Below are 23,596 nucleotides of genomic sequence, written 5' to 3'. Positions count from 1 at the left end.
TGCGCCGAGCGCCCTGTCAAGTCCCGGCACGACATCCGACGCGTCGAAAGAATGGGCTCGACGCCGAGGGATCCGAGACCTCGGCACCCACGAGGTGATGACGATGAGCGCTCTTTCCGCCACGACCGTCCGGCCGGCCGCCGGCGAGCCCGCGACGGCGGACTGGGCGGAGCAGGTCACCTCGGTCGCGATCGTCGAGCTGGACGACGCGGGCGTCGTGCAGTCGTGGAACCGCGGCGCCGAACGGCTCAAGGGGTACTCGGCGACGGATGTCGTCGGCACGCCGTTCTCGCGGTTCTACCGCGCGGAGGACCGGGACCGGGGGTGGCCGATGCGACTGCTCGCGGTCGCGCGCGCAGAAGGGTCCGTCGAGGACACCGGGTGGCGCGTCCGGCGCGACGGCTCGCTCTTCTGGGCCCACGTGCTCATCACCGCCGTGCAGGACGAGGACGGAGAGCCCGGCGGCTTCGTGAAGATCGTGCGCGACCTGAGCGACGCGAAGCGCCTCGACGACGAGAAGGACGGCTTCCTCCGCGCCTTCGCCCACGACCTGCTCTCGCCCATCACGGCGCTGCGCGGGTACGTGGACCTGCTCGAGGACGAGATCCCCGAGGCGCAGGCGGGGCTCCTGCAGCACGTCTCGCGCGTCACCGACCACATCATCGCGATGGTCGGCGAGCTGTCGGCGCACGTCCGCGGCGGTCACGGCGGTGCGAGCGCCGACACCGACACCGACATCCTGCCGCTCGTCCATGAGGCGGCCCACCTCGTGCTGCCCGGCGACGTGAACGAGCGCGTGCACGTGGAGGGATCGGGTCGGGCGAACGTCTCGACCGACCGGGCGATGCTCCGCCGCGCCCTGGCGAACGTCATCGACAACGCCGCGAAGTACAGCGAGGACGCGATCGTCGTCACCGTCGCGGAGGGCGTCGACGACACGGTCGTGAGCGTCGCCGACACCGGCCGCGGCATCGACCCGTCGGATGTCGCGACGATCTTCGAGCCCTATGCGCGCGGGCGCCTGTCCGACCCCGATGACGGGGGCACGGGGGTGGGGCTCGCGAGCGTACGCGACATCCTCCGGCGTCTCGGCGGCGACGCGACGATCGCGAGCTCGCCCGGATGCGGCACGACCGTCAGCCTGCGGCTGCCGGCGGCGAGCTGACCGCTGCCGTCATGGCGCGACGGCAGCGACGGACGCGCTGACGCGTCCTCTCGTGGTCAGACCTCAGCACTCGCGTGTCGAGCGGCCCTACTTACGTGATCCACGGGCCTACTTGCGTAACCCCCGACACGTGCTGCCGGATGACCGCGATCCGCCGCTCGAACACGACCTCGCCGCCGTCGGCGAACACCCGGGCCGACGCACTGCCCAGCCCTCGCCGCGCCCGCGGATCCAGGGAGCCGGGCGCGGAGACCCGCACCAGTACGATCCCCCCGGCGTGCGGCGACGGCTCGACCTCGACGCGCGCCCGGCGGGCCGCGGAATGCTTCACCGCATTGACGAACGCCTCGTTGACCGTCGACACGACGATGTCGACGACGCGTTCCGGCGACGCCGTGTCGAGTGCGGCCTCGGCGACGGGGTCGAGTCGGACGGCGACGTCGAGGACGGAGGACCACGCCCCCACCAGTTCTCCGAGGGCCGTCCGCACGGAAATGGTCGCGGCCGGCTGCGGAGCGATGAGCTCGTCGAACGCCCGGTCCGTCCGGGCGATGAAGGCGGAGGCGTCGGCGGGCTCCGCGGCTCGCTCGTCGACGGCGGCGGCGAACACGACGCATGCCCCCTGCACCCGGCCGTGCAGCACGTCGACCGCGCGGGCCGACTCCGCGTCGGCGCGATGCGCGGCGGCGGCGCTCCGGGTTGCCGCATCGACGAGGGAGGTCGCCGCGCGCTCCTCGTCGCGGCGCACCCGCTGGAGAGCGTCGCGGCACAGGCTCAGCAGGACGGCGACGACCGGGACCGCGAGGACGGGTACCGCCGCCAGGAAGCCGATCCCGGGAAGGAGCAGGATCGTGAGGACCGCCATGACGGTGCCACTCGAGGCCCAGGTCGCCACGAAGACCGCGATGCGCCTCGTGGCCGGAGCGCCGCGACGGAGGACCGCGCCGGTGGCCAGGTCGAGGAGGAGTCCACCGAGCACGCCGGTCGCGGCGATGAACGGACCTCCGACGACGACGGCGAACGGGAAGCACACGCAGCCGTACAAGCCCAGCACGCTGAGCCACGGCGGAGCGGGCAGCCGCAGAGGGCCGTGGGTCGCACGCGTGTGCGGCCGCGACTGTTCGCCGCGGCCGGCACTGACGCTGCCACCGGCATCGACGCCGGCCTGTGGCGCCGCTCGGACGAGCGCATCGAGCCGATGACTCGCCCCGCGCACCCGATCCGCGTATGCGCGCACGCCGTCGAAGTCGATCGTCCCGGCCAGCATCGCGTCGCGCTCGACGCGGAGGGAGTCCGCAGTGTCGACGATCGCCTGCCGGAGGCGCCGGGCGTGCTCCGCGCGGGCCGTCCCGTCGGCGCGCAGGTGCGTGAAAGCGATGTCCAGCCGCGCCTTCGCTGCTCGCGACGCGGCATGGCGAGAGGTGATGACCGCCACGATCGAGAAGAGCGCGAGGGCCGTGGCGAGATTGGTCAGGACCCGTGCCATCGGCGCCCCGGTCGGGGTGACGTCGAAGAGCGCCCGGCTGAGCGTGTCGTTGATCCCGGGACGCAGCGCCGAGACGACGACGAGCGAGAGGATGACGAGGGCTCCCCGCAACGGCGCATGTCTCGATCGCAGCTCCGCGACCACGACGGGAACGATGAGCGCGGCCAGGGGAAGCCAGCCGAGGGCGGCGACCGCGACGGCCCGGAGGTAACCGTCGAGGTCGGGTGTGCCGACGGTGGGCACGGAGAAGAGCGCCGCCACGATCAGCGACGTCAGGGCGCTCCAGCGGGTGTAGAACGCACCGCCGGAGACCGCGTTCCACCAGATCGCCATGCGACGGATCTCTCCCGGACGACGCCGGCCGTCGGATTCGGCCGATGTCGGCGCGATGCTATCACCGCGACCGTTCGTGCGACGTGCGCGAGCCCCAGGACGCCGCCCGGGGGTCGGGATCGGGCGGTCCCCCCGGCCGCCCGATCCGCGGACTGCCGGCACGGCCGGCCCCGAGGGGCCGCACCGTGCCGGTGAGACGAGCCGTTCCCCAACCGGCTCCCCGTTCCCGGTGCCGCACCGCTCGCGCGGACACGGACCCGGGGCCCCCTTCCCCACGGGTTTCCCGAGGTCCATCCTGCGAGCAGCGCGCAGGCGAACGCGTCGTGATCCGGGAGTTTCACCCCCGGATTCACCCGGTGCCGGGCGCCGACTCCAGTGTGCGATCTCCGCACCGCGCTCCCGGGCGCTCCGGAGTCACTCGGGGACGACGGCGCTCGCGACGCCGGTGGGGAGGAGTCGACGGCGGGTCAGCGGAGGCGGCCGTCGCCGGGCCGGGTCACGCGCATCCGCCGGGCGCCGTAGCCGTCGAGCTCCATCGACGTCGTGCCGTCCGCGAGGGTCCAGCTCTCCCCCGAGGCGAGGCACACGAGCTCGGTGCCCTCGGGCTCGTCGCCCAGGTCGAGGTCGAACGCCACGGGCTCGCCGCCGAAGTTGTGCACGGCGACGAAACGGCTGTCGCCCGTGCGCGCGCCGTGCGCGAGCACGCGCTCGGCGGTCACGGGCAGGATCTCGAGATCCCCCCAGCCGATCTCCGGCGACTGCCGATACGTGCGCGCGAGACCGCGGACGAAAGCGAAGAGCGAGTCGGGTGCCAGAAGCTGGGCCTCGACGTTCACGTGCTGCGGCCCGTACGGGCCGTCGGGCGCGGGGAGCGGGTGCTTCGACGGGGGTGCCGTGGAGAAGCCGCCGTCGGGCCGCCACTGCATCGGCACCCGCACCGCGTCGCGCTCGTCGATGTCGAGGTTCTCGCCCATGCCGATCTCCTCGCCGTACAGCAGCACCGGGGTGCCCGGCAGGGAGAAGAGGAGACTGTAGACCAGGCGCACGCGACGCGGGTCGCCGCCGAGCATGGGCGGGAGCCGGCGGCGGATGCCTCGGCCGAAGACCTGCATCGACTCGTCGGGGGCGAAGGCGGCGAAGACCTCGTCGCGCTCGCCGTCGGTGAGCTGATCGAGGGTGAGCTCGTCGTGGTTCCGGACGAAATTGGCCCACTGCGAGATCGTCGAGATCCCGGGGCGGCTCTCGAGCGACGCGCGCAGCGGGGCGGGGTCCTCGCGCGCGAGAGCGAGGTACATCGCCTGGTTGCTCGCGAAGTCGAACTGCATGTGCAGCTCGCCGTCGCCGTCCTCGCCGAAGTACGCGGCCTGTTCGTCGTGCGGCACGTTGACCTCGCCGACGAGCATCGCCTCGCTCGAGCGGCGCTGCGCGAACCGTCGCAGGGCGCGCAGCACATCGTGGTCGCGCTGCGGTTCGCGTCGTTCGGGCGACGAGACGAACGAGGGGACGGCGTCGACCCGGAAGCCCGAGACGCCGAGCTGCAGCCAAAATCCCATGACCCGCGCGAGCTCGCGCTGGACGGCGGGATTCTCGGCGTTCAGATCGGGCTGATGGGAGTAGAAGCTGTGGAGGTAGTACTGCTGCGTCTTCTCGTCCCATTCCCAGACGCCGTCCTCCTCGCCGGGGAACTGCGTCTCGCGGGGGTCGTCGGGGATCTCGTCACGCCACACGTAGTAGTCGCGGTAGGGCGAGGTGCGACTGCGACGCGCGGACACGAACCACGGATGCTTGTCGGAAGTGTGGTTCATGACCAGGTCGACGATGACGCGGATGCCGCGGTCCTCCGCCGTGCGGATGAGCTCGACGAAGTCGCCGTGGCTCCCCACGCGCGGGTCCACGCCGTAGTAGTCCGAGACGTCGTAGCCGTTGTCGCGCCCGGGAGTCGGATAGAACGGCATGAGCCAGAGGCACGTGACGCCCAGGTCGGCGAGGTACGGCAGCCGGCGCGCGAGGCCCTGCAGGTCGCCGTCGCCGTCGCCGTCGTCATCGAGGTACTTCTCGACGTCGACGCAATAGAGCACGGCGTTCTTCCACCACAGGTCGCTCGTGTCGGCGATCTTCATCGCGCGCCTCCCCTCTCGTCTGCGGCGCCGTCGAGCCGCTCGCGCAGCGCATCGAGCAGTTTCGTGGCCCGCTCACCGAGGAAGGCCCGCTGGTCCTGCGCGATCTCGTGGATGTAGAGGCGATCGAAACCGGCGGCCATGAGGTCGGCCAGGCGGTCCGCGAGCTCGGCGATGCCGCTCGGCGAGTCGGTCGCGACGATGACGTGCTCGGCGAGTTCGGCGTCGCTCGGCTCACCCGCCCGGGCGGCGAACTCCTCGGGCTGCGCGATGTCCCACGCCTCCGGCGGTGTCACGACACCGTGCAGCCATTGGTCGCGCACCAGCGCGGTCGCCTCGTCGATCGTCGCGGCGAGCGCGATGTGCACCTGCAGGCAGGTCGGGCCGAGGCCCCCGGCGTCGAGGTACGCGTCCGCGATCTCGGCGACCTGGTCCCGGCGCGTGCCGACGGTGACGAGACCGTCGGCCCACCCGGCGGCCCAGCGCGCGGTCGCGGCGGAGGCGGCGGTGGCCATCAGGGTCGAGGGGCCGGCGGGCAGGCTCCACAGCCGCGCCTCGTGCACGCGCACGCGGCCGTCGTGGTTCACGGTCTCCCCCGCGAGGAGGCCGCGCATCACCTCGACGCATTCGCCGAGCCGTGCGGTGCGCTCGTCCTTGGACGGCCAGAGCGCTCCCGTGACGTGCTCATTGAGGAGCTCGCCGCTGCCGAGGGCCGCGAAGTACCGGCCGGGGAACATCTCGGCGAGGGTCGCGATCGCCTGGGCGCTGACGACGGGGTGGTAGAGCTGGCCGGGAGTCGCGACCGAGCCGATCGAGAAGCGCGTCGACGCGAGCGCCGCCCCCAGCCAGGCGATCGTGTTGCCCGAGTGTCCCTGCTGCGGCGTCCAGGGCGAGAGGTGGTCGGCGCTGAAGGCGCCGTCGAACCCGAGCCGCTCGGCCGCGATCACAGCCTCCAGGAGCGCGCTGGGCGCGAGTTGTTCGTGCGAAGCGTGGTATCCGATGAAGGCCATGCCCCAGTCTTTCCGGGCGCCGATGCCGGACGCTTCCGGTTGCTCCTGGGGCGCGGGTGCGGTATCGGGTCAGCGGGTCCGCGGCGAGGCGTCCTGCAGGCGGGTGAGGGCTTCGCGCATGCGGGTCTTGACCGCGCCGACCGGATGCCCGGTGCGCTCGGCGATCTCGGCCTGACTGCATCCGGCGAACGATGCCAGGGCGATGACCTGGCGCTGCGCGGGGGTGAGCTCCGCCATCCGCGCCTGCAGGGGATCGACCGGGATGCGAACGTCGACGGGTCCCGTCTCGACGACCCCGGCGGCGTCCCGGACGGATGCGAGCGCCAGGCGGCCGACGGCGGCGAGCACCCAGGTCCGCGCCGGCATCCCCGACGCGGCGAACGAGCGGGCGGTGCGCCACACCTCGAGGAACGCCGCGCTCACGACGCCCTCCGCGGCGCCCCGGCTGCCGATGACGCGCAGTGCGAGTCCGAACGCGGCGCCGGCGGTGGCGTCGTAGACGGCTGCGAACGCCTCTCGGTCGCCCCGCGCGGCGGCGAGCAGGAGGGAGTCGATCTCGGCGTCCGAACCGGAGCGCTCGGGCTCGTCGGCCGCGGTGTCCGGCACGAGCAGGTCTGTCATGTGATCAGCGTGCCCCCCGGGCGGCCGCACCCGAAACGCTTGTGGGATCGCCACGGGGATGCTAGCGAATGTAATCGAGTGAATGGATCGCGGCGGGCGCCGGGCTCCGGTGCGGGCCCGGAGACGCAGAACACCCCGGGTCGCGGGGACCCGGGGTGTTCGCGTGAAGGAGCGTCTTACTTGAAGGCATCCTTGACGTTCTCGCCGGCCTTCTTGACGTTGGCGGCGGTCTGGTCCTTGTGACCTTCGGCTTCGAGACGCTCGTTGTCGGTGGCCTTGCCGGTGGCTTCCTTCGCCTTGCCGGCAATGTCCTGAGCTGCGTTCTTGATCTTGTCGTCGAGTCCCATATCGGCCCCTTCCGTCGATCTGCGTCCGGTGCGTGTGCTCCCGGATGCCGGGACGCTTCATCCCGGTCCGTCCACGGTAGGTCGCCCCCCGCCGCCCGCGCACCCGCTCGCGTTCTGGCCGCTGATGCGCTAGAGGACGGCCACGTGCGCTCCCAGGTTTCTCGGGCCCGCGTGCGACACGATCGACGTATGGCTGCGCGATCCCGGATGCTGAAGCGGCGACGCCGTCGCATCGGGATCATCACCGTCCTGGTCCTGGTGCCGATGCTGCTCGTCACGTTCATCGTCGCCATCGGGGTGACCGCGGCTTCGCTCCTCGAGGCGAGCGTGCCGCCGGCGGCGCCCCCTCCGGGCGGCGAGGCGCGAGACCTCCCCCCGAACGCGGGGGCGATCGACCCGGGGGACCTCATCGACGACGAGCTGTTCTTCGACACCGATGCGCTGACGACGTCCGAGATCCAGGACTTCCTCGACGCACGGATCGGCGACTGCGTGAACGGGGCATGCCTGAACGTCGCGACGGCGGGGATCTCGTCGCGCGAGGAGCGGGTGTCGGCGCGCACCGGCGAGGTCGTGTGCCGCGCGATCGAGGGCGGCGAGCTGCCGGTCGCCGAGATCATCCACCGGGTGCAGGAGGCCTGCGGGATCTCGGCGCGCGTCATCCTGGTGACGCTTCAGAAGGAGCAGTCGCTCGTCGAGGGCCGTGCGGCACGTGCACCCTCGGAGGCCCGGCTCCGCGCCGCGATGGGCGCGAGCTGCCCCGACACGGCGCCGTGCGATCCCGAATACGAGGGGGTCGGCGCCCAGATCGTCGCGGGCGCGACCGACCTCGCCTCCTACCGCGCGTCGAACTTCATGCGTCAGCCGGGCCCGCACTTCATCGCTTTCCACCCGAACCCCGATTGCGGCGGCTCCGAGGTCGTCATCCGCAACGACGCGACCGCGGCGCTGTACAACTACACGCCCTATCAGCCCGACCCCGCGGCCCTCGCCGCAGGATGGGGAGCGGGCGGTCCCTGCTCGTCGTACGGCAACCGGAATTTCGCTTACTACTTCGCGACGTGGTTCGGGTCGGTGCGCACAGGCTGAGCCACTATGGTGCGTGACGTGATGTCATCCCCCGGTGCGGCGACGACCGCTCGCGACGGTCTCGCGCGGGGTCTCCGCGACCTGCGGTCGGCGGCCGGACATGCGCGCGGCTGGCTGCGGAAACGCCCGGTCGCCCTCGTCATCGCGATCCTGACGATCGGGCTGAGCATCGCCGGCCTGGCGTTCCCGTCGATCGACTGGGGCTTCGCGTCCGTCGACGACGCCGACCTGGGCGGCCGGGCGCTCCGGCACTGGTGGAGCTCGGTCACCTCGCTCTTCGTCGTCGAGAGCGTTCCTGCGCTCGTGGTCTTCGTCATCCTCGTGTTCGTCGTCATCGGTGCCGCAGAGCGCGCGATGGGCAGCATCCGCACGGTCATCGCCTATGTCGTGGGAGGGGTGGCGGCGTCGTTCCTCGGCTTCGCGATCGACCTCTTCGAGCAGAGCTACCTGGCCGGCATCCCGCTGAACGCACCCGCCGTCGACGTGTTCTCGCCCACCGCCCCACTGCTGGCCACGGCCGTCGCCGCGAGCGCGTTCTTCGGAGCGCTGTGGCGTCGTCGCACGAGACTGCTGGCACTCTTCACCGCGATGACGCTGTATCTCTATTCGGGCGGAGCGAACGACCTCTTCTCGCTGCTCGCGATCCCGGTCGGCTTCGCGCTCGGCTTCGCTCTCGGTGGGCGGGGCGTGGGATTCCGGCTCGTGCGCAGCTCGTTCTACGAGAAGCGGGTGCTGCTGGCGGCCATCGTCGCCATTACGGCGGTGGGTCCCGTCGTCGCGACGGCGTCGGGCGCGGGGGCGGGCCTGCTGTCGATCTACGGCTACCTGTCGATCGACCCGCTGAGCGTCGTCGACGGTCAGGTCTGCGCCTTCGGCTCGCCCGGCGCGCCCTGCCCCGACGACTTCTCGACGATCGCCGACCTGCAGGGCTGGTCGAGCCTGGTCGCGCTGCTGCCGTTGCTCGTGCTGCTGCTCGCGGCGTGGGGCATCCGCAGCGGGCGTCGCGTCGCGCTCGCGGTGGCCGTCGCGATGAATCTCGCGATCTTCGCGGGCATGGTCTACACCTTCCTGGTGATCGAGCCCGAGACGGTGGCCGCCATCGGCGAGGCCGTCGATGCCGAGACGGCCGATTTCGTGTGGCAGACGCTCACCGGGGTGATCGTCGGAGCGGTGGTGCCGCTCGTCGTCGCGATCGTCCTCATCGTGTTCCGGGGTGCCGCCCGGGTCTCGACGGCTGCATCGGCGCAGCGCGCGTTCGTCCTGACCGTCGCCGTCGGGACCGGCGCCGTCCTCGCCGCGTCGTACGCGGGCACCCTCGCCCTCGCCGCGGGCTTCCGCCCGGAGGTCGATGCGGTCACGGTCCTGCGCGCCCTCCCGCTGCGACTCGTGCCCCCGACGCTCATCCCGTCGGACATCGTCGAGTTCGTGCCCGAGAGCGGCGCGGCCCAGGCGCTGTGGTATCTGCCGTCGCTGGCGTTCTGGGTCCTGCTGATCGTCGCGGTCGCACGGGTGCTCCTCACCCCCCGCACGGTGCTCGACGCCCCCGACCGACTGCGTGCGCGCGAGGTGCTCGAGCGCGGGGGCGGCGACACGCTCTCGTTCATGTCGACGTGGCGGGGCAACGCCTACTGGTTCGCATCCGACGCCGACGCGGCGGTCGCGTACCGCGTGCGCGGGACGATCGCCGTGACGCTGGGCGGTCCGTTCGGCCCCGACCACGACCGCCCCGATGTCGTGTCGGGATTCGTGGAGTTCTGCGGCGCGCACGGCTGGACCGCCGTGTTCTACAGCGTCGACGCACGCCCGGGCAGTGTGTTCGACCATCTCGGCTGGCAGCGGATGCCGGTGGCCGAGGAGGCCGTGCTGCGCCTGCCCGACTGGAACACGGCCGGCAAGAAGCGGCAGGACATCCGGACGGCCACGAACCGCGCCTCGCGGTCGGGCATCGTCGCCGAGTGGACGTCGTGGCGCGAACTGACACCGGCGCAGCACGCGCAGATCCGCGAGATCTCGGAGGGCTGGGTCGCCGATCGGTCGCTCCCCGAGATGGAGTTCACCCTGGGCGGGGTCGACGAGCTCGACGACCCCGCCGTACGGCTGATGCTGGCGGTGCACGAGAGCGGGCGCATCGAGGCGGTGACCAGCTGGCTGCCGATGTTCGAGCACGGCGGCGTCACGGGTTACACCCTCGACTTCATGCGCCGGCGGGGTGATGCGATGAACGGCATCATGGAATTCGCGATCGGCGCCGCCGCCGATCGGATGAAAGCGGACGGGCTGACGCTGCTCAGCCTGTCGGGTTCGCCGCTGGCGTCGACGCAGCTCGGCGACGACGCGTCCCGCACGAGCATGGCGCGACTGCTCGATCTGCTGGGCGGTCTGCTCGAGCCCGCGTACGGGTTCCGGTCGTTGTTGAACTTCAAGCGCAAGTTCCAGCCGGAGTTCGTGCCCCTGTGGGCCGTGTATCCCGATCCCGCGATGCTGCCGGCGCTGGGCGTCGCCCTGACCCGCTGCTACCTCCCGACGCTGACGCTCCCCCAGGCCGTGCGGATGGCCGGCGGGCTGCGCGCCGCGGGCTAGCGGTTCAGACCCCAGTGGTCGGCGATGATGCCGAGCCCTTTTTCGAATATGTACGACCACGAGGTCGCGTCATGCGCGCTGCCCTGCGCCTCGATATAGGTCGCATCCATCCCGGCGTCCTGCGCCTCCTGATAGATGCGCTGGACCCCCGGGAGGAACCCCGCGTCCTCGCTGCCGACCCCGAACACGGCGGTCATGCCCTCGTAGGGCGCGTGAGCGGCCATGATCGCTGCCGGCTTCGCCGCCTCGTATGCCGCGGTGTCCCCTCCGAACCCCTGCGCGACGGTCGTGGCCTCGTCGCCGAGCGAGGGGAACTCCTCGCCGGAGGCGTCGAGGATGGCGCTGAACAGCTCGGGATGGGCGGCGCCGAGCTGGATCGAGCACGTGCCGCCCTGGGAGAGGCCGCCGATGCCCCAGTACTCCGGAGAGTCGAGCACGGGCAGGTTGGCCGAGATCCACGTCGGCACATCGACGGTGAGATAGGTGGCCGAGTTCCCGAGCGGCGAGTCGATGCACATCGGGTTCGCATCGGGCGTTCCGAGCTGGTCGGGCGAGACGACGATCGGCGCCAGTCCGTCATGTGCGGCGGCGTAGGCGTCGAGCGACTGCTGCAGGTGCGCGGCGATGAGCGGGTCCTGGGGCTGACCCGGCTGACCCGACATCATGATGAGCACGGGCAGCAGGGGCGGGTCGTCGGTGAGCGCGGCCGGGGGGCGGTAGATGACGGCCGGTCGCGCGGTGAAGCCCGAGGCGGTCGCGGGGATGGTGACGGTGCCGACCTCGCCGTGCGACGGCATCCCGGAGGGCGGAGTCCAGTCGGCGATCGTCGGCCGATCGGAGTCGTCACCGACGGCGGGCAGATCGGCGGCGCCGAAAGCGGGCAGGCCGAGAGCGGTGCGCACGGTGGGGTACTGCCCGAACGCGATGTTGACCCCCATCGCGGCGGTCACGACGAAGAGCACGGCCGCGAGCGGTGCGGCGATCGCTCGGCGCCACGTCGGGCGCCAGAGCGACGCGAGCGCGATGCCCGTGCCCGCGAAGCCGAGGGCGACCCACATCCGGGTGTCGGACGTCAGCACCACCCCGAACAGGTCGTAGTGATCGGCCAGCAGCCACGTCAGGGCGATCCCGAACAGCCCGGCGACCAGCGCGGCGACAGCCGCGGTGAGCACCCAGCGTCGCCGGTTCCACCGCCGACTCGGACGCACCGCCACGAGCAGCGCGACCGCCAGACCGGCGGCGGCGCACGTCAGCACGACGGCGGGACCCGAGAGGATGCCGATGTCGAGCAGCCAGTTCACATCGACCTCCCGAGGATCGCGTCGAGCCGGGGCGGTGCGGCGGGATCGCCGATCCGAGCACAGCGTAATCCCGGGCGTCCGGGCGCCACGGGGCGCGCAGTGTTATTCGTGGCTCTTTCATCAGCTCGCGAGAAGCCGGCCGGCGCAGGCCGAGCCCCACGGAGCGGTGGTGTCGGTCGTGTCGGTGGTGTCGGTGGTGTCAGCGGGGATCGGCGACCTCGGGCGGCCACACCACCGAGAAGCGCTCGAAGACGATGTCTTCCTCCTCGGACCATTCCGCACCGCGCGCGGCCGACACGCGCGTGAAGTACCGTCGATGCTCGCGGCTCCAGCTGTCGAGTGACCGGTCGTCCTCTCCTTCGTCGGCGGCGAAGGCGGCATCCGCGCTCGAGAACGGGCCGAGTCGCAGCTCGGTACTGCGGATGACGACGCGGGGCGCCCCCGTGCTGTCGCAGGCGATCCAGTGCGAGCCCAGGCGCGGGATGAGCTGGCCACGGGCGACGAAGTCGGACACCAGCTCGGCGGTCGCGCGCTTGCCGCCCGCCAGGACGATCCCGAGCAGTTCGTCCGCGAGGCGCGGCGAGTCGCCGAAGTGCTCGACGGTGTAGTCGGGCGCGGCCCGCACAGCCTCGGGATGCGCCGTGCGGTACTGCTCCCACATCTCGGCGGCGGCGTCGTGGTCGACGGGAAGGGCGTGCGAGGATCCGCCAGTTTCGGTCATGCCCGGATTCTCGCATCGGTGATGCGCGCCTCAACGGATCCGGAGCCGTGCGCCGTCGCGTCAGCGCGTCCCGAAGGCGACGGAGTGCACCCCCTGCGCGCCGGCCTGCTCGTCGGCCAGAGCGCGCTCCGCGGTGAGGTCGAGGCCGCGGGCGAGCAGCAGATACGCGACCGCCGAGGCGATCAGGCCGACGAACAGGGCGACGTCGATGCCGCCGATGGCCTGCGCGATCGGGCCGACGAACCAGGTCGTCACGACGAAGGGCACCATGGCGACGATGCCGATCGCGTACGAGAGCAGGCCGCGCCACCCCCAGGCGCCGTAGATGCCGTGCGGTCGGAACATCTCGCCGATCGCGTAGTGGCCGCGGCGGACGGCGTAGTAGTCGACGAGGTTGACCGAGGTCCACGGCACGAGGACGTAGAGGAGCACGACGAGGAAGCTGCCGAAGGAGTCGAGGAACTCCCCGGTCGCCAGGAGTGCACCGAGCAGGCCGGATGCGCCGATGACGAGACAGGCGACGATGCGGACGGCGCGCGTCGGACGCACGGTGACGAACGAGGATGCGACCGTGATCAGCTCGATGCTCGCGGCATACACGTTGATCGTGATGACGGTGACGAGCGCGGGGAGCGACGACCACAGCAGCACGACCCCGAGCCCGGGGACGATCGCGTCGGCCGCCGCCGAGATCGCACCGACGGGGTCTGCGCCTGCGAACAGCGACGCGACGAACGCGCCGAGGGCCATCAGCCACCCGGCCCCGACGATGACCCCGGATGCGGTGAAGACGAGGGCGGCTCGCGGGCTGGTCTGCGGCGGCAGGTAGCGCGAGTAGTCCGAGACGTACGGCGCCCACCCGAGGGCATACGCGGCCGCGGCGGCGAACTGCACGAGGAAGGCCGGCCAGGCGAAGCCGCCGCCGGCGAGCGCACCCGCGGGCAACGGGATCGCGATGAGCGCGACGATCGTGAAGATGCCGAAGGTTGCGAGGAACAGCCACGTGAGCCACTTCTGCACCCGGTGGATCCAGTGGTACCCGACGATCGCGAGCGTCACGGCGAGCACGGCGATCAGCACGTACCAGAGCGAGCTCAGCTCGGTGCCGGTGGTCTGCGCGAGGACATCGCCGGCGAGCAGCAGATTGAAGATGTTGAAGCCGACGATGCTCGCGATGACGACGAGGCAGATGAGCGCGACGCCGCGGTATCCGAACTGCGCGCGCGACTGGATCATCTGCGGTAAGCCGAGCTGCGGCCCCTGAGCGGAGTGGAAGGCCGTGAACACCGTGCCGACCGCGACGCCGAGCAGGATGGCGAGCAGGGCGGTCAGGAGGTTCGCACCCATCGCGACCCCGACCATGCCCGTCGCGAGGGTCGTGAGGTTCGCGTTCGACATGAACCAGAGCGAGAACAGGCTGCCGGGTGTGCCGGTGCGCTCGGCAAGCGGCACCCAGTCGATCGATTTGACCTCGATCCCGGTCGTCGTCGGGAGGGCGGCGGGGGTGTGCGCGATGTCGATGCGCGGTTCGCTCATGGCGGGACTCTTTTCGGGAAGAGGTCGGTCGGTCAGCCGTACAGGTCGGCGCGGCGGTCGGCGAAGAGGTCGTTGAGGTCGCCGAGAGCTTTCACGCCCGGGGTGATCGCGACGGCGGCCGAGGCATCCGGCGCGCCATCGGCTCCCGCGACGATCCAGCCGTCGCCGTCGATGATCGCGGTGCCCCCGGTCCACACGACGCCGCGCTCGGATCCGGTGCGATCGGCGACGACCGTCGGCAGACGCGACGACCTCGCCGCCGCCATCGCCTGGATGAGCTCGGGCGCGCGCTCGCCCGTCGGACGGTCGACGAGCGGCCAGTTCACCGGGAGCGCGAGGATGTCGGCGCCCGCGAGCGCGAGATGGCGCGGTACCTCGGGGAACTCGTTGTCGTAGCAGATCGCCACCCCCACGCGCCCGATCGGCGTCTCGACGACGAGACCCGCGGACTGGCCGCTCTCGAAGACCTTCTTCTCGTCGGCCCAGAGGTGCGACTTGCGGTAGACCGCTGCGATCCCGGCGGCCGTGGCGACGAGCGCGCTGTTGAAGAGTCCGCCGTCGGCGCGCTCGCAGAATCCGATCACCGCGACGGTGCGGGCGCCGAGGGCGTCGACGACGTCTCGCCAACGGGCATCGTCGCTCGCCATCGCCAGGCGCTCCGCCTCGGCGCGGCCGGTGAAGACGTACCCGCTCGTGGCGAGCTCCGTGGCGACGACGAGCTGGGGCTCGTCGGATCGAACGGCCCGGAGAGCCGCCACGATGCGCTCGAGGTTGCCGTCGACGTCACCGAAGACGATCTCGGGGCCGAGCGCGATGCATCGGACCGTGCCGACGTGCTCTCGTGCGCGCTCCGCGGACTCATCGCGCATCCCGGTCATCGCCCGCCCTTCTCGTCACCTGCCCGAGTCACGGTAGGGCGGGGCGGAGCCATCGCACAACGGGGGGCCCTCCGGTGGGAATCACAAGCCGAGCCGATGGTTCGTGACGCGGTTCGCGGCCCGCGATCGGCGGTCAGGGCCGACGTACGAGCGACGCAGCGCCGGCGATCGCCCCGACGATCGCAGCGGAGGCCGCGGCATAGAGCGGGGCACGGTGCCGGATGGCCCACGTCTGCGGGCTGCCGTTCCACGCCCGATCGTCGAACGCGCCGTGCGCACCGTGATCGCCGGCCACCGGCTCGTACAGGTTGGGCGGCGAGTCCGACGCGTCCGAGTCGGGCGCGAACTGTCCCTCCCACGCGTTCTTGGCGAGGTACCAGTCGAGGAACCGGCCGGCCACACGCGTTCCCAGGATGAGGCCGACGGTCGACTCCCCCACCCACGTGCGCCGGCGGGGACGGTCGGCGACGTCGGCGACCGCGCGCGCACCGACCTCCGGCTGGAAGATCGGCGGGACGGGCTGCGGATGCCGCGAGAAGCCGGACTTCACCCATCCGAACTGCGTCGTGTTGAGCGCCGGCATGTCGACGATCGAGACGGCGATGCTGCTCTTCTCATGGGTGAGCTCGGAGACCACCGCGTCGGTGAAGCCGTGCACGGCGTGCTTCGCGCCGCAGTACGCCGCCTGCAGCGGGATGCCGCGGTGCGCGAGCGCCGACCCGATCTGGATGACGTGGCCCCGATCGCGGTCGCGCATGCGCCGGAGCGCCGCCCGCGTGCCGTTGACCGTGCCGAGATAGGTCACGGCCGTGGCCCGGTCGAAGTCGTCGGCCGACGTGTCGAGGAACGGCGCGATCGTGCCGGACATGACGTTGTTGACCCAGAGATCGATCGGACCGAGGGTGTCCTCGACTTCCGCCGCCGCACGGTCGACAGCCTCGGCGTCGGAGACGTCGACCGAGACCGCGAGGCCGCGACGCCCGGAACGCGCGACGTCGCTCACGGCTCCGTCGATGCCGTCGCGCCCGCGCGCCAGCACGGCGACGTCCCACCCACGCTCGGCGAGTTCACGCACGATCGAGCGGCCCAGGCCGGCGCTTCCTCCGGTGACGACGGCGACTCCGCGCCCGTCCGCTGCGACCATGACGATCTCCTTCCACCGAGGCATCCACGGTGGAAGCTCGCGATCAGGCGACCATTGTCGGCATCACACGGCGCGCGGACGCAGCTGTTGCCAGGCGCGACGGAATGGTCTACGGACGATCACTCCCGGCGATGACGCGCTCAGCTCGGCGAGATACCGACGAGGTAGGCGCCGGTCTCGCCCTCACTGTCGAGGGTCACCGACATCCCGGGTTCGGCGAGGTCGACCGGCAGCGTCACGGCACCCGGGCAGGCCACCTCGGCGTCGTCGACGAGGGGCGTGCCGTCCGGGGTCTCGACGGTGGCGACGATGCGCTCGGGGCCGGCGCAGCGGATCTCGACGACGTAGGGCCCGGGTTCGAGGCTCTCGTGCGTCGTCTTGTTGACCGCCACCTGGTCGACGTCGCCGAAGGAGCCCCAGAACAACGTCGGGATGTCGGTGGGGTTGTCCCGGGCCTCATCCTCGAAGTAGCCGATCCACGGATCGGGTGTCGGGGTGGCGCTCGGGGTCGTCGGGAGCACGGACGGAGTTGTGGCGGACTCCGACGGGATGCTCGCCGGCGGCGATCCTGCGTCGGCGTCGCCGTCGCTCACGGGCGTGCACGCCGCTAGCGCACAGAGGGCCACCGCTGCACCCGCGACGAGCAGGGACGATCGGATTCGAGACATCCGGCGATGCTAGGCGAGCACCGCCGGCGCTACAAGGGGGGCGGTGCGCGTCAGCGCATGCCCGACATGCGATCCCACTCGATCGACTTGAACTGCAGGAAGGTGCAGAGGTTGCCCGCGAAGGCAACCTCGGCCGCGAGCCCCGCCATCTCGTACGGGGTGAGCGTGAGGTCGTCGGAGCGGGCCGTCAGCGTCGCCTCCCACTCGGGATCGTCGATCGCGCGGGGCTGCATGTAGATGTCGGCAGGGGCGTTTGCGAGGTGCACGATGACCAGGCCGGTGTCGAGACCGTCGGAGCCGTCTTGGATCGCGACCTTGACCGTGACACCGGGCGCCTCGCCCTGCGCCAAGAACTCCGCGACCCATTCCTCGAGGAGGGTCTTGGTCCGTACGGGGACCCGAGGGGTGTCTGCGCTCATCACGTCGAATGATGCCACATCCCGAACGAGATCGCCTGTTTTCCTGGACCGAATCCGACTATCCGTCGAACTATCGCGCCGCGCGCTCAGCCCTGCGGCTCGGGAACCATCCGCAGCCCGTCCGCACTGTTCGCCGACTCCATCAGGACGTCGACCCACTTGGGGTTGATCTGCGGCTGACGGCTGCCCGCGAACTGGAACTGCACGGAGATCGTCGGGTGCATCCAGAAGTCGCGCCGACTGGTGCCGTGCGGCGAACTGGTCTCGAACATGAACGGCTCGCCGCGGCGCAGCTTCGTCATCACGACGAGCCGCAGGTGCGCCAGAGCGCGGTCGTCGACCTCGACGGAATTGGCCGCGTTGTCGTAGAAGAATCTGCCCACCGCACGAGCTTAAGCCGACCTGAAGACATCGGCGTCGACACGATGTGCGCGGATATGATGCGACGGTTTCTAATGGGCTATACCATTGCGCTCAGCTCCATCATCGTCCGCACCCGCTCCGCGTCAGGGGAAGCCCAATGCCCGCCTTCGAGGACATCGTCCAGGTCATCACCGACAACCTCTTCAGCCAGGTCGCCGTGCTCATCGGCATCATCGCGATCGTCGGGCTCGCGCTGCAGCGCAAGCCGATCGAACAGGTCGTCGCCGGCGGCCTACGAGCCACCATCGGCGTCGTCGTGCTCAACATCGGCGTCGAGATCTTCGTCGGGGGCCTGGTCAGCTTCCAGGTGATCGTCGCGAGCGCGCTCGGCCTCGAGCCCCCGACGGCGCAGGCCACCCTGGCGGACTTCACTTCCGGTCAGGGCTCGGTGGTGCCGCTCATCATCGCGGGCGGCTTCGTGGTGCACCTCGCCCTCGTCCGCGTCTTCCGCGCGGCGCGGTTCGTCTACCTCACCGGGCACCTCATGTACTGGATGAGCGTCGTGATCGCGGCGAGCCTCGTCGAAGCTTTCGGCGACGTGGACCGATGGGTGCTCGCGGGAGTCGGATCGCTGCTGATCGGCTGCTATTGGGTGCTGCAGCCACTGTGGACCGCGCCGCTGATGCGCCGCGTCATGGGCGACGACGAGGTGGGGCTCGCGCACACCGACTCGACCATCGCGATCGCCGCCGGGTACGGCGCGAAGGCGTTGCGCCTCGGCGATCCGGTGCGTCACGACGCCGAGCAGCTGAAGCTGCCGCGGGCACTGTCGTTCTTCAAGGACATCAACGTCTCAACGGCCTTCGTCATCGGCATCATCATGCTCGCCGCCATCCTCTTCGCCGACCCCGCGGTCGTGGCCGAGCAGATGGGCGACGCCGCGGTGCTGCCGTGGGTGTGGGCGCTGTTGCAGGCGCTGCGCTTCGCCGCGGGCATCGCGATCCTGCTGTTCGGTGTACGCATGTTCCTCTCCGAGATCGTGCCCGCGTTCAAGGGACTGTCCGAGCGTGCACTTCCCGGCGCGAAGCCGGCCCTCGATCTGCCGGTGACCTTCACGCGGGCGCCGACCGCCGTGATGATCGGCTTCCTCGCCTCGACCGTGACGTTCCTGATCCTGATGGGAGTGTTCGCGGGAGCCGGATGGTTCGTGCTCGTCCCGCCGATGATCATGCTGTTCTTCGGCGGCGGTGCGGGCGGCGTCTTCGGGAACGCGGTCGCGGGATGGCGCGGGGCGGTCTTCGGCGGTGTGCTCAACGGGGTCGTGCTCGCGTTCGGGCAATGGATCGGCTGGGGCGTTTGGGGCGACACCGCGCCCGAGCTGGCGACCCTCGCCGACGCCGACTGGTTCGTGGTCGGCTGGACGCTGCGCGGGCTCGGCGGCCTGCTCGCGCCGCTCGGCGCGACGGCGGCCCTGTGGGTCATCGCCGCCGCCGTGGTCGCGGCGACCGTCGCCGTCCTGATCGTGCTCGGACGGCGGGCGCCTCGCGGCACGTCGCCGGAGGCCGGAGCCTCCCCCGAGCCCGGGGGGACGCCGTCGTCGCAGATCGTGGCAGCGGATGAGGTCGCCGCACCGACCGGTGCGGCCGGGGCGGCGACGGCGACCGTACCGCGCGTGACCGATCGGCCCGAGACGCTCGAGGTGCTCGCCGTCTGCGGCGCCGGCATGGGCTCGAGCCTCATCCTGCGCACGACGACGCAGCGCGCGCTCGAGCAGCTCGGCGTGACGGCATCCGTCGACAACACCGACATCGGCTCGGCGCGCGGGCGGCGGCCCGACCTCGTGATCGGCCAGCCGTCGTACCTGTCGGAGGTCGCCGGCATCGCACCGGTTACGGTGGCGATCACGAACTTCGTCGACGTCGCGCACATCCGCGAGCAGCTGCGCGCGGGGCTCGAGGAGAAGGGATGGCTGTGATGACCGGTCTGGGAGAGTTCGTCGACGCCGTCGGCCGACGCAACGTCGACACCATCGAGGCGGCCGCCGAGGCCATCGCCCGCACCGCCGCGGCCGGCGGCCTCGTGCGGCCCGCCGGCGCCGGGCACTCGCTGGCCGCGGTGCTCGAGACGTTCTTCCGCGCGGGCGGTCTCGCGTTCGTGCGGCCGATCTGGCACCCGCGGGTGCTTCCCTTCCTCGGAGCGGCCGCCGCGACGCTCGCCGAGCGTGAGGCGGGACTGGGCGCGGAAGCCGCAGCCGCGGCGGGGATCGAGGCGGCCGACACGATCGTCGTGTTCTCGAACTCGGGCACGAACCCGTTCCCGGTCGAGATCGCCGAGGCGGGACGCGCCGCCGGGGCCACGGTCGTGGCCGTGACCTCGCTCGCCGCGAACGAGGCGGCACCCCGGCGTGCGCGGCACCGGCTGACCGAGGTCGCCGACATCGTCATCGACACCGCCGTGCCCGCCGGCGACGCCACCTGGCCGCCCGATGCCCCGGTGACGGCGCCCGTGTCGAGCCTGGCGACCAACACGGTCTGGACGCTCGTGCTGCAGCGCGTCTACGAGCTCGCGCCCGACGCGCCACGTTGGCGGAGCGCGAACGTGCCGGGCAACGACGGTGTCAACGCCGAACTCTCAGAGCGCTTCGCGGCGCGGATCCCGGAGCTGTGACGGGCGCGATCTGCGCCGAGAGCTCGAAGCGGGCGGCGGAGTAGGTCGACACCGTGCGCTCGACGACCTCGCCGTGCGACTTCGACGTGCGGATGAGCTCGAGCACGGCGGCGCCCGGCGCGAGACGGAGGGTCGCCGCGTCGTCGTCGCGCACTATGCCGGCTCGAATCACCTGCTCGCCGGCTTCGAAGCGGACGCCGTACTCGTCGAGGAGCACGCGATAGAGCGAGTCGACGGCGAAGTCGTGCTGCTCGAGGCCGGGGAACCGGTCGACGCGGAGCTGACTGCGCTCGATCGCCATCGGGATGCCGTCTGCGAGGCGGAGCCGGGCGAGCACGAGCAGCGGGTCGCCCGGACGGATGCCGAAGACATCGGCCGATGCCGGGTCGGCCGGGGCGGTCTCGCTGCGCAGCACCCTGCTCGACGGCACGTGGCCGCGGGCACGCATGTCCTCGGTGAAGCTCGTCAGCTGCAGGGGCATCGTCACCGCGGGTCGCGAGACGAACGTGCCGCGGCCCACCTCGCGCGTGAGGAGTCCCTGCCGCACGAGCTCGTCGATCGCCCGCCGGGCCGTCATGCGCGAGACGCCCGTCTCGTCGGCGAGCTGGCGCTCGCTCGGCATGGGGTCGCCGATCGCCGCGTCGCCGATGCGCCCGAGCAGCATGTCGGCGAGCTCGCGGTACTTGGGCGCGGTCACTCCTCGATCATCCCATCCCCCCTCGCCGGCGCTCCCACCGGGCGCGACCGATCAGAGGTAGAAGCCGTGGCGTTCGAGGACGGCGATCGCCTCGTTGCGACTGGAGACGCCGAGCTTCGCGAACAGCGACCGCATCTGCGACTTGACGGTGTTCACCGACACCACGAAATCGTCGGCGATCTGCGCGTACGTCTTGCCGCCGCGCAGCGCGACCGCGACCGATCCCTCGCGCGGGGTCAGCGCGGGAAGGCCCGCCGGCACGGTGTCGGGGACCGCGGCGCGCAGCTGCTGCCGGACGGCCTCGATCTGAGGGGCGAGGGTGGGACGTCGCGATGCGAGCCGGGCGAAGAGGACGGCGAGGGACGTCTGCGGCACCGTCACGAACGGCGCGAGAGAGCCGCCGGTGTGGAAGACGAGGGCGGTGGCCTCGTCGAAGAGGTCGTCCGCCGCATCCGCCTGCCCCCGTCGTTCCCGGGCGATCGCACGGCGGACGAGCACGCCCGCGAGGGTGCGGGGGCAGTGAGCGGCGCCGAGCGCGAGGCACGCGTCGGTGACGTCGAGGGCAGCGCGGTCGTCGCCGAGCGCGAGATGGGCTGCGGCGCGCTGCGCATCGAAGCAGACGGTGTGGTCGGGCGCCGCGTCGCGGCCGTCGAGCACGGACAGCGCCCGGCGAGCGGACCCCTGCGCGAGGGTCGCGTCGGCCAGCACAGACAGCGCGAGGTCGCGCACCAGCCGGTGGCTGAGGTGCGACCAGGCGCCGCCGATGACCGTGCGCAAGCCCGCGACTCCGGCCGCGATATCGCCGTGCAGGATGCGCGTGATCGCGTCGGCGGTCGCGGCGGCGTGCTGAGCGTAGGGGTCGCGCGGGGCGATGGAGCGGAGCAGACCGGAGGCCCGAGCGACGCGGTCGGCGTCGAAGGCGGCGACGGCCAGCAGGACCTCGCCGAGGACGAGGGCGTAGTCGGTGTCGAGCGGGCTCCAGCCGTTGTCGCGAGCCAGGCCGTCGCAGAGCGCCCGCGTCGTCGTGGCGGCGTCGAACTCGCCGTTGAGGGCGAAGATCAGCGTCTGCACGGCCGAGGCCCGGTATCGCACGGGGTCGCTGTCGGCGAACATGAGAGCGTGCGAGGCATAGAGGCCGGCGTCGCGCGGTCGTCCCGCCGCCGCGTACGCTTCGCCGACGGCGGCGAACAGCGACGCGAGGGTGTCGAGTCCGAGCACCGCCCGGGTGCGCAGCCGCCCGTCGGTGAAGTGCGTCTCGACGAGGGCGAGCGCGCCCTCGATGTCGTCGAGGCGCACGCGGGCGATCAGCATCGCTTCGAGCAGGTGGACGTTCGACTCGGTCCACAGCTGCGGCGCGTCGCCCGGGTCGAGGGTGCGCAGTTGCGCGAGGTCGCGCTGCGCCGGCGGGCCGCTGCGCTCGCCCGGCAGGGAGCCTCCGACGACGCGTCGCACGGTCTCGCGGAGCTCGAGCGCGCGGCTCGGGTGCGTGGTCGCGTGGGAGTCGGGATGCGGAGTGGGATGCGGGGTGGCACGGCGCTCGGTGGTCACGATGGGTCTCCGGTTTCGCTCGATCGCGGGACGCGTCCGTCGCGTCGCCGCACAGAGAGATTCCGTCCGAGGCATTTCGTGACGCGGCTCGCCGAAATTCGTCGCCCACCGACGTCGGTCCGAGCGCGGGCGATCAGAAGGGAGGCGCCGCCCCGGGCGGTCCGCCCGACCCCGGCATGAAGCACACCGTGGGTAGCGGGACGTCTTCTCGGTAGATCCGGCCACCCGGTGAGGTCCACTCCAGAACGCCCCCGCCGACCTGTCGGAGTCGCCAGCTGGTGAATTGCTTCATCGAGTGGTGGCGTTGGCAGAGGTGGGCGAGGTTCGCGAGGTGGGTATGGCCACCCAGGGCGTAGTCGATGGTGTGGTCGATCTCGCAGCGGATCGCGGCGAGGCGGCATCCGGGGAACCGGCAGTGCTGGTCCCGGGCTTTCAGCAGCTTCGCCATCGCCGCGGTTGGCCGGTACGTGTCGATCTCCGCCGGGGTGCGGGTGATCGGATCGACGAACAGCCGGTCCCATTCGCGGGTCTGTCCGGCGAGGAGGCGGGCGGTGTCGGCGTCGATCAACCCTGCCCCGACGACCTCCGCCGGGTGCTCGTCCGAGCCGGTGAGCGTTTCCGCGGTGATCGCGACCTGAACCCGCGCGCGGATCGCGCCCAGCCCTCCGGACCGGTCGGCGCCGTGGGTGGGGTCGACGGCGGGTGCCCCGGCGAGGACGAGGTCGCCCAGGATGTCGGCGCGGAGCTGATCCATCGTCCGCAGATCGGGCTCCGCCACGGCACCCGCGCCACCATCAGCCGCAGCATCCGCCCCAGCGTCCTTGACGGCGTGGCCCATCTGCGTGAGCCGGTCGAACATCCCCGCAGCGATCACCGTCGGCAGCGTCGCCACCAGGTTCGACATCC

20 protein-coding genes and 1 pseudogene are annotated in these 23,596 nt (G+C 71.6%); 5 read left to right on the top strand and 16 right to left on the bottom strand.

All coding sequences use genetic code 11. The features are described from left to right. The first annotated feature begins 103 nt into the window (after positions 1-103). The gene (locus BLT21_RS15150; RefSeq protein ID WP_176786953.1) at positions 104-1,165 is read left to right on the top strand and encodes a PAS domain-containing sensor histidine kinase; all 1,062 of its coding nucleotides are present in this window, start codon (positions 104-106) and stop codon (positions 1,163-1,165) included. 91 nt (positions 1,166-1,256) lie between these two features. Here BLT21_RS15150 and BLT21_RS15145 read toward each other — a convergent pair whose 3' ends face one another. The 5 genes from BLT21_RS15145 to BLT21_RS15125 form a co-directional block, all read right to left on the bottom strand. Continuing rightward, positions 1,257-2,984: a sensor histidine kinase gene (locus BLT21_RS15145; RefSeq protein ID WP_091503804.1), complete on the bottom strand. Its 1,728-nt coding sequence runs from the start codon at positions 2,982-2,984 to the stop codon at positions 1,257-1,259. 467 nt (positions 2,985-3,451) lie between these two features. Then, entirely contained in the window at positions 3,452-5,104 is a 1,653-nt protein-coding gene (locus BLT21_RS15140) for an alpha-amylase family protein (RefSeq protein WP_091503801.1), read from the bottom strand. Continuing rightward, positions 5,101-6,111 carry an LLM class flavin-dependent oxidoreductase gene (locus BLT21_RS15135; protein WP_091503798.1) on the bottom strand — a complete coding sequence of 337 codons (1,011 nt, stop codon included), beginning with the start codon at positions 6,109-6,111 and terminating at the stop codon, positions 5,101-5,103. Before BLT21_RS15135 ends, BLT21_RS15140 begins: the two co-directional genes overlap by 4 nt. Positions 6,112-6,180: 69 nt before the next feature. Further along, entirely contained in the window at positions 6,181-6,732 is a 552-nt protein-coding gene (locus BLT21_RS15130) for a sigma factor-like helix-turn-helix DNA-binding protein (RefSeq protein WP_091503795.1), read from the bottom strand. 176 nt (positions 6,733-6,908) lie between these two features. Next, positions 6,909-7,079 (bottom strand): CsbD family protein, encoded by a 171-nt coding sequence (locus tag BLT21_RS15125; RefSeq protein ID WP_091503792.1) that lies wholly within the window; start codon positions 7,077-7,079, stop codon positions 6,909-6,911. A gap of 189 nt (positions 7,080-7,268) precedes the next feature. Between BLT21_RS15125 and BLT21_RS15120 the strand changes: the two genes are divergently transcribed. Both BLT21_RS15120 and BLT21_RS15115 read left to right on the top strand, forming a co-directional pair. Continuing rightward, complete coding sequence (locus tag BLT21_RS15120; protein ID WP_143025007.1) at positions 7,269-8,168, top strand: hemagglutinin; 900 nt, start codon at positions 7,269-7,271, stop codon at positions 8,166-8,168. 21 nt (positions 8,169-8,189) lie between these two features. Further along, a complete protein-coding gene (locus BLT21_RS15115; RefSeq protein ID WP_256336120.1) occupies positions 8,190-10,748 on the top strand; it encodes a bifunctional lysylphosphatidylglycerol flippase/synthetase MprF in 2,559 nt (852 codons plus the stop codon). Here BLT21_RS15115 and BLT21_RS15110 read toward each other — a convergent pair. The 8 genes from BLT21_RS15110 to BLT21_RS15075 all read right to left on the bottom strand — a co-directional run bounded on the left by BLT21_RS15110 (position 10,745) and on the right by BLT21_RS15075 (position 17,798). After that, positions 10,745-12,049, bottom strand: coding sequence for an alpha/beta hydrolase (locus BLT21_RS15110; protein WP_091503784.1), 1,305 nt, complete (start codon positions 12,047-12,049; stop codon positions 10,745-10,747). The genes BLT21_RS15115 and BLT21_RS15110 overlap by 4 nt on opposite strands. Positions 12,050-12,248: 199 nt before the next feature. Then, entirely contained in the window at positions 12,249-12,770 is a 522-nt protein-coding gene (locus BLT21_RS15105) for an ASCH domain-containing protein (protein WP_091503781.1), read from the bottom strand. A gap of 60 nt (positions 12,771-12,830) precedes the next feature. Next, positions 12,831-14,306 carry a purine-cytosine permease family protein gene (locus tag BLT21_RS15100; RefSeq protein WP_091503779.1) on the bottom strand — a complete coding sequence of 492 codons (1,476 nt, stop codon included), beginning with the start codon at positions 14,304-14,306 and terminating at the stop codon, positions 12,831-12,833. Positions 14,307-14,338: 32 nt separating this feature from the next. Continuing rightward, positions 14,339-15,175 (bottom strand): nitrilase-related carbon-nitrogen hydrolase, encoded by an 837-nt coding sequence (locus BLT21_RS15095; protein ID WP_091503930.1) that lies wholly within the window; start codon positions 15,173-15,175, stop codon positions 14,339-14,341. A gap of 142 nt (positions 15,176-15,317) precedes the next feature. Then, entirely contained in the window at positions 15,318-16,328 is a 1,011-nt protein-coding gene (locus BLT21_RS15090) for an SDR family oxidoreductase (RefSeq protein ID WP_091503777.1), read from the bottom strand. Between the two features lie 140 nt (positions 16,329-16,468). After that, positions 16,469-16,996, bottom strand: coding sequence for a hypothetical protein (locus tag BLT21_RS15085; protein WP_143025006.1), 528 nt, complete (start codon positions 16,994-16,996; stop codon positions 16,469-16,471). Positions 16,997-17,046: 50 nt separating this feature from the next. Further along, positions 17,047-17,415 (bottom strand): hypothetical protein, encoded by a 369-nt coding sequence (locus BLT21_RS15080; RefSeq protein ID WP_143025005.1) that lies wholly within the window; start codon positions 17,413-17,415, stop codon positions 17,047-17,049. An 86-nt stretch (positions 17,416-17,501) separates the two neighbouring features. Further along, on the bottom strand, positions 17,502-17,798 hold the full coding sequence (locus BLT21_RS15075; protein WP_091503770.1) for a DUF7882 family protein: 297 nt from the start codon (positions 17,796-17,798) through the stop codon (positions 17,502-17,504). Positions 17,799-17,935: 137 nt separating this feature from the next. Between BLT21_RS15075 and BLT21_RS15070 the strand changes: the two genes are divergently transcribed. After that, complete coding sequence (locus tag BLT21_RS15070) at positions 17,936-19,753, top strand: PTS transporter subunit IIC (RefSeq protein ID WP_091503767.1); 1,818 nt, start codon at positions 17,936-17,938, stop codon at positions 19,751-19,753. Then, a complete protein-coding gene (locus BLT21_RS15065) occupies positions 19,744-20,445 on the top strand; it encodes a sugar isomerase domain-containing protein (protein ID WP_091503764.1) in 702 nt (233 codons plus the stop codon). Before BLT21_RS15070 ends, BLT21_RS15065 begins: the two co-directional genes overlap by 10 nt. On the opposite strand, the gene BLT21_RS15060 is transcribed toward BLT21_RS15065, so the two are convergent. The 3 genes and pseudogenes from BLT21_RS15060 to BLT21_RS15050 all read right to left on the bottom strand — a co-directional run. Next, complete coding sequence (locus tag BLT21_RS15060) at positions 20,396-21,142, bottom strand: GntR family transcriptional regulator (protein WP_091503762.1); 747 nt, start codon at positions 21,140-21,142, stop codon at positions 20,396-20,398. The two genes, BLT21_RS15065 and BLT21_RS15060, sit on opposite strands and share 50 nt — an antisense overlap. Positions 21,143-21,193: 51 nt before the next feature. Continuing rightward, positions 21,194-22,690 (bottom strand): helix-turn-helix transcriptional regulator, encoded by a 1,497-nt coding sequence (locus BLT21_RS15055; protein WP_091503759.1) that lies wholly within the window; start codon positions 22,688-22,690, stop codon positions 21,194-21,196. Between the two features lie 133 nt (positions 22,691-22,823). Next, positions 22,824-23,596: pseudogene (locus tag BLT21_RS15050) on the bottom strand (HNH endonuclease); the annotation flags it as partial.

Source organism: Microbacterium sp. cf332, assembly GCF_900102175.1.
Classification (GTDB): domain Bacteria; phylum Actinomycetota; class Actinomycetes; order Actinomycetales; family Microbacteriaceae; genus Microbacterium.
Note: the sequence above shows the minus strand (reverse complement) of the source record. Positions and strands in the feature narration are given on the sequence as shown.

Excerpts from the sequence above, each read along its gene's own strand:
- BLT21_RS15150 (WP_176786953.1), top strand. The coding sequence starts at position 104 with ATGAGCGCTCTTTCCGCCACGACCGTCCGGCCGGCCGCCGGCGAGCCC.
- BLT21_RS15145 (WP_091503804.1), bottom strand. The coding sequence starts at position 2,984 with ATGGCGATCTGGTGGAACGCGGTCTCCGGCGGTGCGTTCTACACCCGC.
- BLT21_RS15140 (WP_091503801.1), bottom strand. The coding sequence starts at position 5,104 with ATGAAGATCGCCGACACGAGCGACCTGTGGTGGAAGAACGCCGTGCTC.
- BLT21_RS15135 (WP_091503798.1), bottom strand. The coding sequence starts at position 6,111 with ATGGCCTTCATCGGATACCACGCTTCGCACGAACAACTCGCGCCCAGC.
- BLT21_RS15130 (WP_091503795.1), bottom strand. The coding sequence starts at position 6,732 with ATGACAGACCTGCTCGTGCCGGACACCGCGGCCGACGAGCCCGAGCGC.
- BLT21_RS15125 (WP_091503792.1), bottom strand. The coding sequence starts at position 7,079 with ATGGGACTCGACGACAAGATCAAGAACGCAGCTCAGGACATTGCCGGC.
- BLT21_RS15120 (WP_143025007.1), top strand. The coding sequence starts at position 7,269 with ATGGCTGCGCGATCCCGGATGCTGAAGCGGCGACGCCGTCGCATCGGG.
- BLT21_RS15115 (WP_256336120.1), top strand. The coding sequence starts at position 8,190 with ATGTCATCCCCCGGTGCGGCGACGACCGCTCGCGACGGTCTCGCGCGG.
- BLT21_RS15105 (WP_091503781.1), bottom strand. The coding sequence starts at position 12,770 with ATGACCGAAACTGGCGGATCCTCGCACGCCCTTCCCGTCGACCACGAC.
- BLT21_RS15100 (WP_091503779.1), bottom strand. The coding sequence starts at position 14,306 with ATGAGCGAACCGCGCATCGACATCGCGCACACCCCCGCCGCCCTCCCG.
- BLT21_RS15095 (WP_091503930.1), bottom strand. The coding sequence starts at position 15,175 with ATGCGCGATGAGTCCGCGGAGCGCGCACGAGAGCACGTCGGCACGGTC.
- BLT21_RS15090 (WP_091503777.1), bottom strand. The coding sequence starts at position 16,328 with ATGGTCGCAGCGGACGGGCGCGGAGTCGCCGTCGTCACCGGAGGAAGC.
- BLT21_RS15085 (WP_143025006.1), bottom strand. The coding sequence starts at position 16,996 with ATGTCTCGAATCCGATCGTCCCTGCTCGTCGCGGGTGCAGCGGTGGCC.
- BLT21_RS15080 (WP_143025005.1), bottom strand. The coding sequence starts at position 17,415 with ATGAGCGCAGACACCCCTCGGGTCCCCGTACGGACCAAGACCCTCCTC.
- BLT21_RS15070 (WP_091503767.1), top strand. The coding sequence starts at position 17,936 with ATGCCCGCCTTCGAGGACATCGTCCAGGTCATCACCGACAACCTCTTC.
- BLT21_RS15065 (WP_091503764.1), top strand. The coding sequence starts at position 19,744 with ATGGCTGTGATGACCGGTCTGGGAGAGTTCGTCGACGCCGTCGGCCGA.